The sequence below is a fragment of the Shewanella sp. CAL98-MNA-CIBAN-0140 genome, from assembly GCF_040309905.1.
Taxonomy (GTDB): Bacteria; Pseudomonadota; Gammaproteobacteria; order Enterobacterales; family Shewanellaceae; genus Shewanella; species Shewanella psychromarinicola.
In genome coordinates, this window is the sequence record NZ_JBEOPI010000060.1 from 1 (window position 1) to 15133 (window position 15133).

The following is a 15133-nucleotide window of genomic DNA, read 5'->3' on the forward strand; positions in this document are numbered from 1 at the left end:
CCTCCCATTTTGATTGTGTGTAACAACTTCAATCATGGCACATCGATGCCGTATTGGGAGGAGACCATCACATCAACTCGAGTAAAAGATGAGGTTAACAATTAAAAGCATTGAAATAATCGCGTTGGATCGAATGCGTCAGTGCTTTTGGCCGTAAGCTTTGCACCGCAGTTACTGCTTTATCTTTTGGCCAACCAAGGCTGGCAAGAATTAACCCAATCACTAATCCAGTGCGTCCCGAACCGCCTTTGCAATGCACCGCAATGGTGCCTTGGTTATTAATCACCTCAATAATCTGCGCTTTATTAGCTAACCAATTAGCTTCAAATTCGGCACCGGGTGCGGCATCGTCTAAAATGGGCAATTGCACCCAGGCGATCTGTTGTTTGGCGCATTCTGTCGGTAGTTCGGTAGCATTATTGCGCGCCATTTCGTCATCGAACATCAAGGTGATTAACATCTGCGTGCCGGCACGTTTTAATGTGGCAAGCGACTCGATTAACGGTTCATCTTTGGTACCAGGGCACGGGGTAAAAATTAATTTGGCGCCATTCTCACACAATGAGTCTAATGGCGAATCTAACGCTAAGATATCGAAAGGATGTTGCTGCATGATTAATTCCACTGTTAATTTAGAACGTATTATTTCGTCGTCATAAAAAACGTATTCGAAATACTTATCAAAATAATCGTCAACATTAATGCTTAAACCAATGTTGAGTACGATTAATAATCGCCACCAGCGACAACATCACCGGCACTTCTACCAACACCCCAACCACAGTGGCTAAGGCTGCACCCGAGTGCAAACCAAACAGGGATATAGCTACCGCAACGGCAAGCTCAAAAAAGTTAGAGGTACCAATTAAGCAAGCTGGCCCAGCAATATTATGCTTTAATTTCAATAATATAGCAGCAAAATACGCTATCGCAAAAATCCCGTAAGTTTGAATCACCAATGGCACCGCGATTAAGCCAATGGTTTGTGGGTCGGACACGATAACCTTGGCCTGAAACCCAAACAGCAACACCACAGTGGCCAGTAAGCCGACAATCGACCATGGTTTTAATCTTGCCACTAATCGATCCACTCCTGGTGTGCCGCCTTGATGATTAAGCACATAACGCGTGGTCACACCCGCCATTAATGGCAGTAATACATACAGCACCACTGAAATAAGCAAGGTTTCCCATGGCACCTGAATGTCACTCACCCCCAGCAAAAATGCCGAAATAGGCGCAAAGGCAAAAATCATAATCACATCGTTAACCGACACTTGCACTAAGGTGTAATTAGGATCGCCCTTAGTTAATTGCGACCATACAAATACCATTGCCGTACAGGGTGCAACACCTAATAAAATCATCCCTGCGATATATTCTTGTGCCGATGCGGGGTCAACTAAGTCGGCAAACAGCACTTTAAAAAATAACCAACCTAATGCGGCCATGGTAAAAGGTTTAATCAACCAGTTAACGACAATCGTCAGTAATAATCCCTTGGGGTTTTTACCGACATCTTTAATGGCTGAAAAATCAATTTGCACCATCATTGGGTAAATCATTACCCAAATAAACAACGCCACCACAAGGTTAACGTGGGCAACTTCAAGACTCGCAATGGTCTGAAATACTTGTGGTTGCCATAGCCCTAACAGCACTCCGGCAAGCATACTTAAGCCAACCCATACCGATAAAAATCGTTCAAACAAGCCCATTACGATCACTCCTATTTTGCTGAATCAGCGACAAAAACTCACTTTATTAGGCCGGTTTTGCATAATATCTAGTCGTTGTAGATGAGCCATAATCAAGCCAATATTGTTCTCGGTCGTTGCAGCTATTACAGACTTTGCCCATAACGGTAAATTAGGGTTAATTCGATAAAATACCCACTGGCCATTTTTTCGGTCGCTAATAATAGCGGCCTTTTTTAACAACGCTAAATTGCGAGACACCTTAGGTTGGCTGTCCTCATTCAATGCCTCCATCAGCTCGCACACACATAACTCACCATGATAATGAGTCAGCATTAGGCTTTTTAAGCGAATGTCATCGGTTAAGCATTTATAAAATGCGATGGGATCAACATCGGCGAATACCTCGGGAGGTGTTTCATTTGCGCCAATGACGTCTACCTTGGCGGTCACCTCCGCCGTGGTCTTAGCCTTGGCAGTAACGTTGTTTTCCACCAGTAGAAACATCGACAAGCGGTTATTCAGCTCAGCTAAGGTACTTGAAAAGGGTTGATGACCTGCGCGGCTTTTAGGATCGGGAAAATCCCAAGCCAGTTGTTTACCTGCACCAGGAAAACGACGGCATTCTGTATTGGCTTTATCACAAAGGGTAATCACGTAATCAAATGTTTTACCTGCAAACGTTTGTACGTTTTTAGACACTAAACCACCCGTATCAACACCAAAACGCGCTATGGCCTCAATCGCCCTGCTGTCGATATCTTCGGGCTGAGTCCCTGCACTAAACACATCAAATTGATCAGACGCTTTACTTCTTAGCAAAGCTTCTGCCATTTGAGAACGCGCCGAATTGCCGCTACATAGAAACAACACAGTTTTCTTTTTCATTGGTGGCACATCCAATTAAAACACACTGAACATTGTATATATGCTTTTTTACATATACAACCAAGAAAAACAAAAAAGCCTATTCTGTAAATGAATAGGCTTGAATGGTTAACTTAAATGAAGAGGTCGCTTTAGTGCTTATCTAACCAGTTAAGCGCCAGTGGCCATAAGGTTTGCGACTTACTGCTAAAAAACTTCATATGGCCAATGTCTGATAATCCATAATCACTTGGGGTTAAGGTTAAGGTTTGCCCGTTAAGCTTAGGAAACACCGACATCATGTCTGCTACGTTGGCGTTATTGGCAATGTCATCATCAACGGCGTTAACCCACAATGACGGTAAGGTCAGCTCATTGTAATAATGCTGGTGCACGGTTTTACCAAAAGCAGTTTTGACATACCCTTGACCATTGCACCATTGCTGCCATTGTTTGGCGACATCCTTTGGCAATGGCTCTCCCATACCCAGCCACTGAGACTTGGTATGACCAAACATCGCATTACTGAAAGGAATAAAAAAGTTCATAAAAAAATGTGCTTGAATCAGATAAGCCAACTTCATATTTTTTAACTGACCAGAAGAACAGGCAAAATTGAACATTGAACTGATGTCCATCGCATTATGCATTAACCCAATGAGTTGACCACCAGCACTGTGGCCCACCAGATGATAGTTTGTATTCGGAAATACCTCTTTTAAACATTCCAACACCGCAGGCATATCTTTTTCACCCCAACACTGTAACGACGAGGCACTCTTCGCAACTGGCACCGTTGATGATCCACCAATACCCCGGTTATCAAACGTAATAACGCCATAGCCATTGCAGGCAAGGTAGTTAGCAAAATTTCCGTAAAACTGTCTTTTGATCCCAGTAGCAGGCGCCATCAATACCGCACCCTTCACTGTAATAGTTGGCTCATAAATAGTTGCAGCAAGTAACTCACCATCGCTGCACTTAATTGTCATTTGCTTTACATTCTGCTGATTCATCGTTTTTAGTTACGCCAAATGGGTGTTAATGCAAATTATCTATATGCCAAGATATTTTGTACCATGGGGGGTATTAAAACGATAGTTTTAATCTTGTGTTTAAAGTAAATACTCGGCCACACTGGCATGATAGAACATCCATTACCTTTATAAAGAACAAGCCGTTTCCACAGGTGTCTTTCCATCACGGTCGTTTTATGGCTTGTTGTCTAGTGTCGTTACTGTTGAAAAGTCTGAGGTTGAGTCCCTAGCTCCCAAAGGGGCCAATCTTGAAAACTTAACATTGGAAGGCTTAGCGTTAGAAGGATGGCATTCAGAGAATAAGACTGGTTGCCATTTATCTTCTGCAGGGGTTTATTGCTTATGACTATCATCCTTAATATCACTCGACACTCAATATATTCCTTATTGCTGTTTAACAGCGATAAGCCCACCAACATCCCTTGGTGATTTCAGCTCACCGCTTTTACTGATTACTTCACCACTTAAAATCCCCAGACTACTGGTTCTTTTATCATAGTTACAAATCTAAACGGCCAACCCTGCCGCGACACCAGAGCTCCAGGCCCATTGAAAATTAAACCCGCCTAACCAACCACTTACGTCCATTACTTCACCAATAAAATACAATCCTGGGACCTTGTTGGCTTGCATGGTTTTAGATGACAGTTCATTGGAGTCAACACCACCTAAAGTGACTTCTGCGGTGCGGTAACCTTCAGTACCATTCATGATGATTGACCAATGATTTAACTCATTAGCCAGCTTTTCACGCTCACCATGACCGAGTTGGTTTAGGGCTTTATCTAATTGAGACTCTTCAAATAGCGCTTCAACCAAGCGTTTAGGTAACCATTGGCTTACTGTATTACGTAGACTTTGTTTTGGGTGATGTTTTAAGGCAAATTCGATTTTATCTAACGCGCTTTCACCCGGCAACAAGTTGATTGAGATAGCTTCACCTGGCTGCCAATAATTTGAAATTTGTAATACGGCTGGACCTGATAGACCGCGATGAGTAAACAATAAAGCCTCACTAAACTGGGTGCCATCTTGCGCGGTAATGGTTGTTGGCACGGCAATGCCAGATAACGGCTCAAAACGAATTTTTTGATCGCTATGCCAAGTGAACGGTACTAGGCCTGCACTGGTAGGTAACACTTTTAAGCCAAATTGCTCTGCCAACTTATAGCCATAAGGCGTGGCACCCAGCTTTGGCATCGATAAGCCTCCGGTGGCAATAACCAGTGAATCACAGCTTAAATCACCGTTAGAGGTATTTAAATTGAAACCGGCTTCAGTCTTGCTAACCGAGAGTATTTCAGTGCGCAGCTTTACCTTGGCACCTGCCCATTCGCACTCGGTCATCAACATAGTGACGATTTCTTTAGCGGAGTCATTACAAAATAACTGCCCATGGTCACGTTCATGGTATTCAATCCCGTGTCGCTCAACCAGTTCAATAAAGTCGCTTGAGCGATAGCGGGCCAATGCCGATTTCACAAAGTGCGGATTACCACAAATAAACTGCTGCGGCTCAACTTTTTGATTGGTGAAGTTACAACGTCCGCCGCCACTGATCAGAATTTTTTTGCCTGCTTGTTTGGCATTATCCAGCACCAACACATCACGACCTCGATAGCCCGCGGTAGCAGCACACATTAACCCTGCCGCACCGGCGCCGATAATGATTACGTCATGATGTTTCACGTTTTACTCCACACGGTTTAAATGGGTTACTTGGTTCTTAATTGATAACTATTAAATGCAAAAAAGGATGCTATTTTAGCATCCTTTTTACTAGGGTCTGTTAACCTTTATGGCTAACTTAACTACTGTGCCGCACTATTTTTTGAGTGTTTCAGACTTTTTATCTCGGCTGAGTAACACTTTTGACGCTTCAACAGGAGATTTACCTTGGTAAAGCACTTGATAGATTTGCTCAGTAATCGGCATTTCTACCCCTAGGCGTTTGGCTAAGGTAAACACTTCTTTGGTATTACGGTAGCCTTCGACTACTTGACCAATTTCTTGTTGCGCGGTGATCACGTCTTTGCCTTGACCTAAAGCCAAGCCAAAACGACGGTTACGCGACTGATTGTCGGTACAAGTTAACACCAAGTCACCTAGACCCGCCATGCCCATAAAGGTTGATGCATCAGCGCCAAGCGCGACACCTAAACGGCTAAGTTCGACTAAACCACGGGTTATTAATGCCGTACGAGCATTAGCACCAAAGCCAATACCGTCAGACATTCCAGCACCAATCGCAATCACGTTTTTAACCGCGCCGCCTAGTTGTATACCAGTAAAGTCGTCATTGGCGTAAACGCGCAGACGTTCTGGACTGTGGAGTAGCTCAACCAAATCATGAGTAAACTGAGGGCAAGTACCGGCAACCGAAATGGCTGTTGGTAAACCAGCCGCTAATTCTCTCGCAAAGGTTGGACCTGACAATACCGCCAATGGATACTGTTCGCCTAATTGCTCGCGGGCAACATCTTGTAATAAACGACCGGTTTCGGGTTCTAGCCCTTTAGTCGCCCACACAATCCGAGCATCTTCACGCAATAACGGCTTAGCTCGTTTGAGTACATCACCAAATACATGGCTAGGGACTACCACTAAGATATTTTTGCTTGCCGCGAGTGCCTTTCCTAAATCAGCTTCGATGGCTAAACAATCAGGAAACTGAATACCAGACAGAAACTCCTCATTACTGCGCTGCTCAGTTAAGCGCGCCATATGATCGGCTTCATGACCCCAAAGTAATACCTTGTGGCCGTTACTGGCTAAAGAAATAGCAAGGGCGGTGCCATAAGAGCCCGCCCCTAATACCGTGATTTCGGCAGCGTTATTCATAGCTTATGCTGTGACTTCTTCGGCAGAATTTGCTTGTTCTGCTGCAGTTTGACGCTGTTGAACGTACTGAGCAAATAGCGCATCAAAGTTAACTGGAGCAAGGTTTAGTTGTGGGAAAGTACCACGGCCAACTAAATTACCCACTAATTCACGTGCGTATGGGAATAATACGTTAGGGCAGTATGCACCTAAAGAATGAGCAAGTTGTTGCTCAGTTAACCCAACGATGGAGAAAATACCCGCTTGCTGAACTTCACATAAAAATGCGGTGTCTTCGCCGTTTTTAGCCGTAACGGTTAACGATAAAATCACTTCATATGTGTCATCAGACAGCTTGTTGCTGCGAGTATCTAAATCTAATTTTACTTCTGGGTTCCATTCTTTCTGGAAAACAGCTGGGCTGTTTGGCGTTTCAAAAGACAAATCCTTTGTATAAATACGCTGAATGTTGAACTGTGGTGCTTGCGCTTCGTTGTTTGCTACTTCAGCCATAATTTCCTACCTATCGATGTTATTTAGCTTTTCTGTGAAGCTAATTGTGTTGGGCTTGCTCTTAATGTATATAGAATTAATCTAACATTAGTGCTATCCCGTAAAGTTGATCCGGCTCGATAAATGGTAACGAACAAGATCTTGATAATAAACAGTGTTAGCTCATTCCCAAACTTGTTAACACTGAATACCATTAAGCAACAGTATTAACGCTTGCTTTTAACTACGGGTAAATTTGCACCCTTCCATTCGCCCATGCCACCTTTAAGGTTAGACACGTTTTCAAACCCTTGTTTAGTAAGAAGTTGAGCGGCTTGAGAAGATGTAGTACCTGAGTCACATACTAATATAATGGGGTTAGTTTTGAAATTTTCAAGGCTAGTGACTTGATTATTTTTAATTTCTGATAAGGTCACATTAAGCGCATCAACAATATGGCCTTTTTTAAATTCTTCTTTACCTCGCACATCAACGACTCTGGCATCTTGCTTATTCACCATGAGTGTTAGCTCTTGATGACTGACAAGTTTCACTTTTGATATACTTGATTTAATGACACTGAAAACAAGCGTTACAAACAAGCCGACCCAAGCCAAACTTAACATTGGGTTCGCTTTAAAAAATTCCATATATTCTTGCATAATTACTAATTTCTCTGACGATGACTAAGATGAGATGGCCTCGAGTATATCGTTTTGCTCGGCAGTTTTCATTAAAGAAACACCTAAAATAGACGCTTTAAGCCGACTTATTCGTGACTGGTCCCTCGTTATTAGCTGCTTTAGTTATATCTTCAAACCTATATGCCTTTTGCACATTATCAAGAAGTAGTAATATTCATACAATTGAAATTTTATAACACTTCTATTTTCAACTTAAAAGGTACTTGCATGACGACAACAAAACGTCCACTCGCATTACTTATCCTTGATGGCTGGGGTTCCCGTGAAAACACGCAAGATAATGCGATTTTTCATGCCAACACCCCTGTTTTAGATAAGCTCAATGCGCAATATCCTCACAGTCTTATTTCGGGTTCTGGTATTGACGTCGGATTACCCGATGGCCAAATGGGTAACTCTGAAGTAGGCCATATCAATATTGGTTCAGGCCGAATTGTGTATCAAGAACTCACCCGCATCAGTAAAGCGATTGCCGACCATGAGTTTGAGAAAAACCCAGCACTTTGCGATGCGGTAGACAAAGCCATTGCCGCTAACGGTGCCGTTCACATTATGGGGCTTTTGTCTGCCGGTGGCGTTCACAGCCATGAAGAACATATTGAAGCTATGTGCCGTATGGCCGTTGAGCGCGGCGCAACCAAAGTGTACTTACATGCCTTTTTAGATGGCCGAGATACACCTCCGCGCAGCGCTAAAAACAGCTTGCTTCATTTTGACGAGCTATTTGCCTCACTAGGTCATGGCCGCACGGCATCGATTATCGGTCGTTACTTTGCCATGGATCGTGATAACCGTTGGGACCGCGTATCGCAAGCCTACGAATTAATCACCGAAGGCAAAGCCAAGTTCGCTTATGCTTCGGCAGCAGAAGCGCTGGACGCTGCATATGATCGAGATGAAAACGATGAATTTGTTGCTGCATCTGCAATTGTTGATGCTCAAGGCGAAGCAGCTGAGTTAAACGATAACGATTCGCTCATTTTTATGAATTTCCGCGCCGATCGTGCCCGCCAAATTACCCGCTGTTTTGTCAATCCTGATTTTGATGGCTTTGCACGTAATAAAACACCAAAAATCAACTTTGTGATGCTGACTGAATACGCGGCCGATATTAACGCCGCAGTAGCCTATCCATCTGATAATTTGGTGAATACCTTAGGTGAAACCCTGCAAAAGCAGCATAAAACTCAACTGCGCATTTCAGAAACTGAAAAATATGCTCATGTGACCTTCTTTTTCAATGGCGGTAAAGAAGAGCCATTTGAAGGCGAAGATCGCATTTTAATTCAGTCTCCTAAAGTCGCTACCTACGATTTGCAACCTGAGATGAACTCAGCAGAACTGACCGACAAACTGGTCGCGGCTATTGAGTCTGCAAAATATGATGTGATAATTTGTAACTATCCAAATGGTGACATGGTTGGCCATACTGGTAAATTTGATGCTGCCGTTAAAGCCTGTGAAGCGGTTGATGCTTGCATTGGTCGTGTAGTAGAAGCATTAGCCAAAGTGGATGGCGAGTGTTTGATTACCGCCGACCATGGTAACGCAGACCAAATGACCGACCCGATAACAGGTCAACCTCATACGGCCCATACCAGTGAGTTAGTACCGTTTATTTATGTTGGCCGTGACGCCACAATAAAAGACAACGGGCGATTGAGTGATATTGCGCCAACTATGTTAACCTTGATGGGCCAAAGCATCCCAAAAGAAATGAGTGGACGCTGTATTATTGACCTTAAAGAGTAAACATTAACTCGTGATAACTCGTTTATTTGTTAAAGCCAGCATTGTTGCTGGCTTTCTAATCTTTTCATTTGTGGCAACTAGTGCTGATTTGTCTTCACGCCAATCGGCTTTGAAGTCTATTCAAGCACAAATAAACCAACAACAAAATTCGCTCAAAGATACAGCCAAGCAACGCGAAAAGCTTAATTCGTTACTTAAAAGTGATGAACAAGCCATTGCAAAAGCAGCTCAAAAAGTTAATCAATCACAAAACCAATTATCTGCGGTTAACCTAAAAGTTAAAGAATTAGATAAACAACAAGTTAATTTAGCCGAACTGAAACTGAGTCAGCAAGATACCTTATCAAAACAGCTTTCTAGTGCTTATTTGGCTGGTAATCATGATTACACTAAAATGATGCTTAACCAGCAAAATCCGGCTACGGTTGAACGCATGCTGGCGTATTATCAATACCTCAACAATGCCCGTATAAAAGCCATTCAGCAACTAAAGCAAACCAGCATTGATCTTAATAAAATCAAACAACAGCAAGTCACAACGCAACAAAAACTCAATGCTTTAGTGATAGATCAAAAACAACAGGCACAGCAATTAACCAAAGAGCAAAGCCAACGTCAACAAACTCTGACTCAATTGCAACGAACCTTATCCACTAAAGGCGCAAAATTAGAACAACTGCAAATAGAAGAGGCGAGTTTAAAACGCATCGTACAACAAGCTATGATTGCCGCAAAAGCCAATCCAACGATGGATGGATTAGTCAGTCAAAAAGCTAAATTAAAATGGCCAACCAAAGGCCGATTAAGTAAACGCTTTGGTAGCAGCCGCTCAGGACAAATTGTGTGGAAAGGTGCAGTACTTGCTGCACCAGAAGGACAAGATATTCATGCTGTGGCGTCAGGGAAAGTGATTTATGCCGACTGGTTACGTGGTTTTGGTATGGTGCTCGTCATTGATCACGGTAAGGGCTATATGAGCCTCTACGGTCACGCCCAAACACTATTAAGACAACCTGGTGATATGGTAAAAAGCGGCGAGTCTATTGCGCTCGTGGGTCGATCTGGGGGGCAAAGTGAGCCAGGATTATATTTCGAAATCCGTAATAAAGGTAAGGCCGTTGATCCTGCCTATTATTGTCGTTAGCCGCTCAAACACTCGGCATTGATATTCCATGATGTTATGAATAATAACTCACAACTAGATAAGCTAAACTTGTGCGCAATCGACTCCTAATCCTATTCTGCCTATGCAGCATCATGCCTGCTACCGCCGCTAAATTAGCCATCATCATTGATGATATTGGTTATCGCCTAACTGACGAAGCCACATTGTCATTACCTAATGCCATCACTTTGTCGGTATTACCCCACACTCCGTTAGGACAAAAACTCGCGCAAGATGGTTTCGATAAAGGTCATGAGATTATGCTGCACCTCCCCATGCAAGCCTTAAATGGTAAAGCACTTGGACCTGGAGGGTTAACAAATGACATGACTGAGGTGCAAATTAAACAGAAATTACAAAGAGCATTCGCTAACATCCCATTTGCTAAAGGGGCGAATAATCATATGGGTAGTTTACTCACTCAGATGGATGAGCCGATGCTATGGGTAATGCAAAGCCTCAAACAGCAACAATTGTTTTTTGTCGATAGTTTTACTACTAAATACACCAAAGCGGGTAGCAAAGCCTTACAACTTGGCGTACCAGTACTAAGAAGGCATGTTTTTTTAGACAACAATATTGATGATCGAGCTCTTGAAAAGCAGTTCCAACAGATAATTAAGCGATCAAAGCAACAGGGTCAGCTCGTCGCTATTGCACATCCTTACCCTGAAACCATTCGATTTTTAAACGCTAATTTGGCTCGTTTAAAAGACAATGGCATCACATTAGTGCCCACATCTCAATTATTTGATGACGTGAATGTCGCGACAACAAGCCAGCCTAATCCATCTGCAACACTGAAATAGATAAGTCCGGTAATGTAGACAAAATCTCTGCTTTGTTCGATATAATATCGGCTAAAGTATATTGATCAAGTACAGCCAAATAGGCGGTAACCGCTTGGCCTAAGACTCCTTTTAATCGACATATTGGCGTAAATCGGCAATATGGTAATTCACAATTGATGGGCGATAATGAATGTTCTAAATCGCGAACCAATTGACCGATTAGTACCTCATCCGCGGTTTTTGCCAATCTAAAGCCACCGCTTTTACCTCTGACAGTTTGTAAATATCCCAGCTTTCCCAATTGATGGATAATCTTAGCTACATGGTTTGAAGAAAGATCAAACACACTGGTCACTTCTGCAATTCGAAATAAACTTTCGCGTTCAGGTTGTACCGCAAGATACATTAAAATGCGAATACCAAAATCTGTATATCGAGTTAGTTGCATGATCTAAAATATCCAAGGTAAATAAAACGGGCAGATTAGCATGTTGAAGACTCTAAATCAGTGATCAACCATAAAGCTTGTTCATTTTTGGTGCCACACACATCAATACTTGCACTAAACTCGGCACATACAACTGGACGATGTGGCTGACCGAAGATCATACACAGATTATCATCATTTAATTGAATACAACGCACCCCAGCAGGTTTACCATTTGGCATACCCGGTATTGCACTAGTAATAGAAGGCGCAATACAGCAAGCACCGCAACCTAGACGACAATTCACACTACTCTCCACGATTTCAAAACAGTTATACCTTCACTTAAACACGTTAAACAGCCATATGGAAAAACAAGCTTAATTTGCAGCAATGCTGCAGATGTTATATCGCCAATAGCAGGCCTTTTCACTCGCTTATTGGCCATTATAACATTTGGATCACTCATCACGCTTCGATAGTCTACAACGAGGTTATCATAACGGTATTCAATAGCGACTAGCAGTGGGTTTAATCTCTATATTAGATCACATTTACATCGTTTAAGCATTAATACAATCAGCCATGATGATACAGTAACCACACATTCAAATAAGGAAATCACCCATGAAACGTCCCGTTATACTTGATTGCGACCCAGGTCATGATGATGCCATTTCACTTATCTTAGCACTCAGTTCTTCTGAGCTTGATGTCTTAGCGGTAACAACCAGTGCAGGTAATCAAACACCAGATAAAACCCTAAATAATGCATTACGAGTATTAACATTGCTCGGGCGTCACGATATTCCGGTAGCCGGTGGCGCACCGAAGCCATTAGCAAGAGAACTGATCATTGCTGATAATGTACATGGAGAAAGCGGCCTTGATGGGCCCAAATTGCCAGATCCAGCCTTTGCGCCTGTAGAACAAACAGCCATTGAACTAATGGCCGATAAAGTTGGCAACAGCAAACAACCCGTCACTCTTGTCCCTACAGGGCCACTGACTAATATTGCTTTATTTTTGGCTGCTCACCCTGAACTGCATCACAACATCGACAGCATAGTGCTAATGGGCGGCGCAGCAGGTGAAGGCAATTGGACTCCAGCGGCTGAATTCAATATTTTTGTCGACCCAGAAGCGGCTGACATGGTGTTCAAATCAAGCATACCTATTGTGATGTGCGGCTTAGATGTGACTCATAAAGCACAAATCATGGATGAAGATATTGAGCGTATTAGAGCAATTAATAACCCTATCGCTCTATGTGTCGCAGAATTACTCGACTTCTTTATGATTTATCATCGAGATCCAAAGTGGGGCTTCACCGGTGCACCACTACACGACCCTTGCACTATCGCATGGTTACTCAATCCATCACTATTTACCGCTGTCGATTGCTGGGTTGGCGTTGAGACGAAAGGGGAGTATACACAGGGTATGACCGTGGTTGATCGTTATCAATTAACCGCTAAACCTCACAATGCTAAAGTATTGTTCGATATTAACCGAACCGGTTTTGTCGACTTCATTGTTGAACGATTAAACGATTACTAGCAAATCAATGCCATGCAGAATCACTTAATTCTGCATGGGTTATAAGGAAATACATGAGCACTTTACTGGTTGTCGGCAGTGCCAACGCCGATCATGTCCTAACATTCAACGAATTACCCCAAGCAGGACAGACCTTAATTAGTCAGCAATATCGACTTGAACTAGGTGGAAAAGGGGCAAACCAAGCTGTTGCGGCTGCCCGATTAAGTAATACTGGCCAGAACGTATGTTTTATCAGTGCTCTGGGTGACGACAGCAACGCAGCAACAATGCGTAAAACCTGGGCCGCCGATGGGATTGACCTAATTGGTTGTTATGAAATAGCCAATGAGAGTACTGGCACAGCGGTGATTTTTGTTAACCAGCAGGGCGAGAACTGTATTGGAGTTGTGCCTGGCGCCAATGCCTATTTGTCTGCACAACATCTTCAGCAACAACAGGCATTATTTACCCAAGCTAATTTCTTGCTGGTTCAACTAGAAACTTCGTTAGACAGTGTTCATCACGCATTAACATTAGCCAAACAACATCACTGCACAACTATCCTTAACCCAGCACCAGCGGCAAAACTGAGTAGCGATTTATTGTGTTTAATAGATATCATTACCCCCAATGAGACTGAGGCTTTCGCATTAACGGGAATTGATGTTATCGATCAACAAAGTGCAGCAAAAGCGGCAGAAAGTCTTCACAGGCAAGGGATTAATATTGTCATTATTACTCTAGGCAGTAAAGGTGCTTATGTCAGTGAAAAAGGCCAAGGGCGAATAATTCCAGCGCCCACAGTCAGCGCAATAGATACCGTAGCAGCCGGAGACACATTTAATGGCGCACTGATGGTAGCATTAGATGAAGGAAAAACCTTAAACGAGGCGGTCAAATTTGCCAATAAAGCATCTTCTCTCGCAGTCACTCGCCACGGAGCGCAAAGCAGCATTCCTTATCGAAACGAATTAGCTTAACCAGTAGTAAAAGTAATCCGGGTACGTTTTACTTCACTAAATCACATGAACGAAAAAGGCCTTTGCAGTAATGCAAAGGCCTTTTTCGTAAGTTTGCGGGCGAATATTACGGCTGCAATAAGATAAAGGACGAGAAGCATGGGAGCCGACGGGACTATTAGCACAAGACTATTAGCACAAGACTATTAGCACAAGACTATTAACACGAGATTGTTTTGCGCAGATTGAGTTGAGAGTGACCCCATGTAACGTCTACCGCGTTGTGTTTTTAGGGAGTCTACAATCCCCATGTATGGGGTGAATGATCGCTCTATGACTGGTATTTCACCAAATTTCAGATACAAAAAAGCCTCGTCATATGACGAGGCTTAGATGTAATTGGCGGAGTGGACGGGACTCGAACCCGCGACCCCCGGCGTGACAGGCCGGTATTCTAACCAACTGAACTACCACTCCTTTAGCAAATTGCTTACGCACGATGCTAAATGCTTTTTAAGTCGCTAGTGTGTCAGCACAAGGAGACTTGCTTTTTCAAGCTACTCTTTCGAGTAAATTAGGCGCCTGGAAATGACCTACTCTCGCATGGGGAGACCCCAAACTACCATCGGCGCGATTGCGTTTCACTTCTGAGTTCGGAATGGGATCAGGTGGTGCCACAATGCTATGGTTTCCAGACAAATTTGCATATCTACCGCCTTTAAGGCCGTAAATAATAATTCGGAAAGCTGATTTTTTTGAGTCTGCAAAACACTGTTTAAGCGCTCTATTCTAACACTAAGGTCAGTAAAACCCATCTGGGTTGTATGGTTAAGCCTCACGGGTCATTAGTACAAGTTAGCTCAACGCCTCACAACGCTTA

At 43.1% G+C, this 15133-nt stretch carries 15 protein-coding genes, 1 tRNA gene and 1 rRNA gene; 5 read left to right on the plus strand and 12 right to left on the minus strand.

From position 1 onward, the window contains the following. Window positions 1-94: 94 nt before the first annotated feature. The 8 genes from AAEY93_RS19640 to AAEY93_RS19675 all read right to left on the minus strand — a co-directional run bounded on the left by AAEY93_RS19640 (window position 95) and on the right by AAEY93_RS19675 (window position 7575). Window positions 95-613 (minus strand): phosphatase domain-containing putative toxin, encoded by a 519-nt coding sequence (locus AAEY93_RS19640; RefSeq protein ID WP_124012893.1) that lies wholly within the window; start codon window positions 611-613, stop codon window positions 95-97. An 85-nt stretch (window positions 614-698) separates the two neighbouring features. Next, the gene (gene arsB, locus AAEY93_RS19645) at window positions 699-1718 is read right to left on the minus strand and encodes an ACR3 family arsenite efflux transporter (RefSeq protein ID WP_124012894.1); all 1020 of its coding nucleotides are present in this window, start codon (window positions 1716-1718) and stop codon (window positions 699-701) included. 24 nt (window positions 1719-1742) lie between these two features. Beyond that, on the minus strand, window positions 1743-2585 hold the full coding sequence (locus tag AAEY93_RS19650; protein ID WP_206191844.1) for a metalloregulator ArsR/SmtB family transcription factor: 843 nt from the start codon (window positions 2583-2585) through the stop codon (window positions 1743-1745). 131 nt (window positions 2586-2716) lie between these two features. Beyond that, complete coding sequence (locus AAEY93_RS19655; RefSeq protein WP_233768595.1) at window positions 2717-3556, minus strand: alpha/beta hydrolase family protein; 840 nt, start codon at window positions 3554-3556, stop codon at window positions 2717-2719. A gap of 552 nt (window positions 3557-4108) precedes the next feature. Then, entirely contained in the window at window positions 4109-5290 is a 1182-nt protein-coding gene (locus AAEY93_RS19660; protein ID WP_124012896.1) for a BaiN/RdsA family NAD(P)/FAD-dependent oxidoreductase, read from the minus strand. Between the two features lie 135 nt (window positions 5291-5425). Further along, window positions 5426-6442, minus strand: coding sequence for an NAD(P)H-dependent glycerol-3-phosphate dehydrogenase (gene gpsA, locus AAEY93_RS19665; RefSeq protein WP_101033401.1), 1017 nt, complete (start codon window positions 6440-6442; stop codon window positions 5426-5428). Window positions 6443-6445: 3 nt separating this feature from the next. Further along, a complete protein-coding gene (gene secB, locus AAEY93_RS19670; RefSeq protein WP_101033402.1) occupies window positions 6446-6934 on the minus strand; it encodes a protein-export chaperone SecB in 489 nt (162 codons plus the stop codon). A gap of 206 nt (window positions 6935-7140) precedes the next feature. Continuing rightward, window positions 7141-7575 carry a rhodanese-like domain-containing protein gene (locus tag AAEY93_RS19675; RefSeq protein WP_101033403.1) on the minus strand — a complete coding sequence of 145 codons (435 nt, stop codon included), beginning with the start codon at window positions 7573-7575 and terminating at the stop codon, window positions 7141-7143. Window positions 7576-7824: 249 nt separating this feature from the next. Between AAEY93_RS19675 and gpmM the strand changes: the two genes are divergently transcribed. The 3 genes from gpmM to AAEY93_RS19690 all read left to right on the plus strand — a co-directional run bounded on the left by gpmM (window position 7825) and on the right by AAEY93_RS19690 (window position 11343). Further along, the gene (gene gpmM / locus AAEY93_RS19680; protein WP_351079276.1) at window positions 7825-9369 is read left to right on the plus strand and encodes a 2,3-bisphosphoglycerate-independent phosphoglycerate mutase; all 1545 of its coding nucleotides are present in this window, start codon (window positions 7825-7827) and stop codon (window positions 9367-9369) included. A 10-nt stretch (window positions 9370-9379) separates the two neighbouring features. Next, window positions 9380-10513, plus strand: a complete 1134-nt coding sequence (locus AAEY93_RS19685) for a murein hydrolase activator EnvC family protein (protein ID WP_124012898.1) — start codon at window positions 9380-9382, stop codon at window positions 10511-10513. Between the two features lie 113 nt (window positions 10514-10626). Then, window positions 10627-11343 (plus strand): divergent polysaccharide deacetylase family protein, encoded by a 717-nt coding sequence (locus AAEY93_RS19690; RefSeq protein WP_335686938.1) that lies wholly within the window; start codon window positions 10627-10629, stop codon window positions 11341-11343. Here the strand turns inward: AAEY93_RS19690 and AAEY93_RS19695 are convergent. Both AAEY93_RS19695 and AAEY93_RS19700 read right to left on the minus strand, forming a co-directional pair. Then, the gene (locus tag AAEY93_RS19695; protein WP_124012900.1) at window positions 11318-11773 is read right to left on the minus strand and encodes an Rrf2 family transcriptional regulator; all 456 of its coding nucleotides are present in this window, start codon (window positions 11771-11773) and stop codon (window positions 11318-11320) included. The two genes, AAEY93_RS19690 and AAEY93_RS19695, sit on opposite strands and share 26 nt — an antisense overlap. 35 nt (window positions 11774-11808) lie before the next feature. Further along, complete coding sequence (locus AAEY93_RS19700; protein WP_101033408.1) at window positions 11809-12060, minus strand: YkgJ family cysteine cluster protein; 252 nt, start codon at window positions 12058-12060, stop codon at window positions 11809-11811. A 319-nt stretch (window positions 12061-12379) separates the two neighbouring features. Between AAEY93_RS19700 and rihA the strand changes: the two genes are divergently transcribed. Continuing rightward, window positions 12380-13312, plus strand: a complete 933-nt coding sequence (rihA, locus tag AAEY93_RS19705; RefSeq protein WP_124012901.1) for a pyrimidine-specific ribonucleoside hydrolase RihA — start codon at window positions 12380-12382, stop codon at window positions 13310-13312. Between the two features lie 53 nt (window positions 13313-13365). Then, window positions 13366-14274: a ribokinase gene (rbsK, locus tag AAEY93_RS19710; protein ID WP_351079282.1), complete on the plus strand. Its 909-nt coding sequence runs from the start codon at window positions 13366-13368 to the stop codon at window positions 14272-14274. A gap of 379 nt (window positions 14275-14653) precedes the next feature. On the opposite strand, the gene AAEY93_RS19715 is transcribed toward rbsK, so the two are convergent. Both AAEY93_RS19715 and rrf read right to left on the minus strand, forming a co-directional pair. Beyond that, window positions 14654-14730: transfer RNA gene (locus AAEY93_RS19715), tRNA-Asp, on the minus strand. Window positions 14731-14833: 103 nt separating this feature from the next. Further along, a 5S ribosomal RNA gene (rrf, locus tag AAEY93_RS19720) occupies window positions 14834-14949 on the minus strand. Window positions 14950-15133 lie beyond the last annotated feature (184 nt).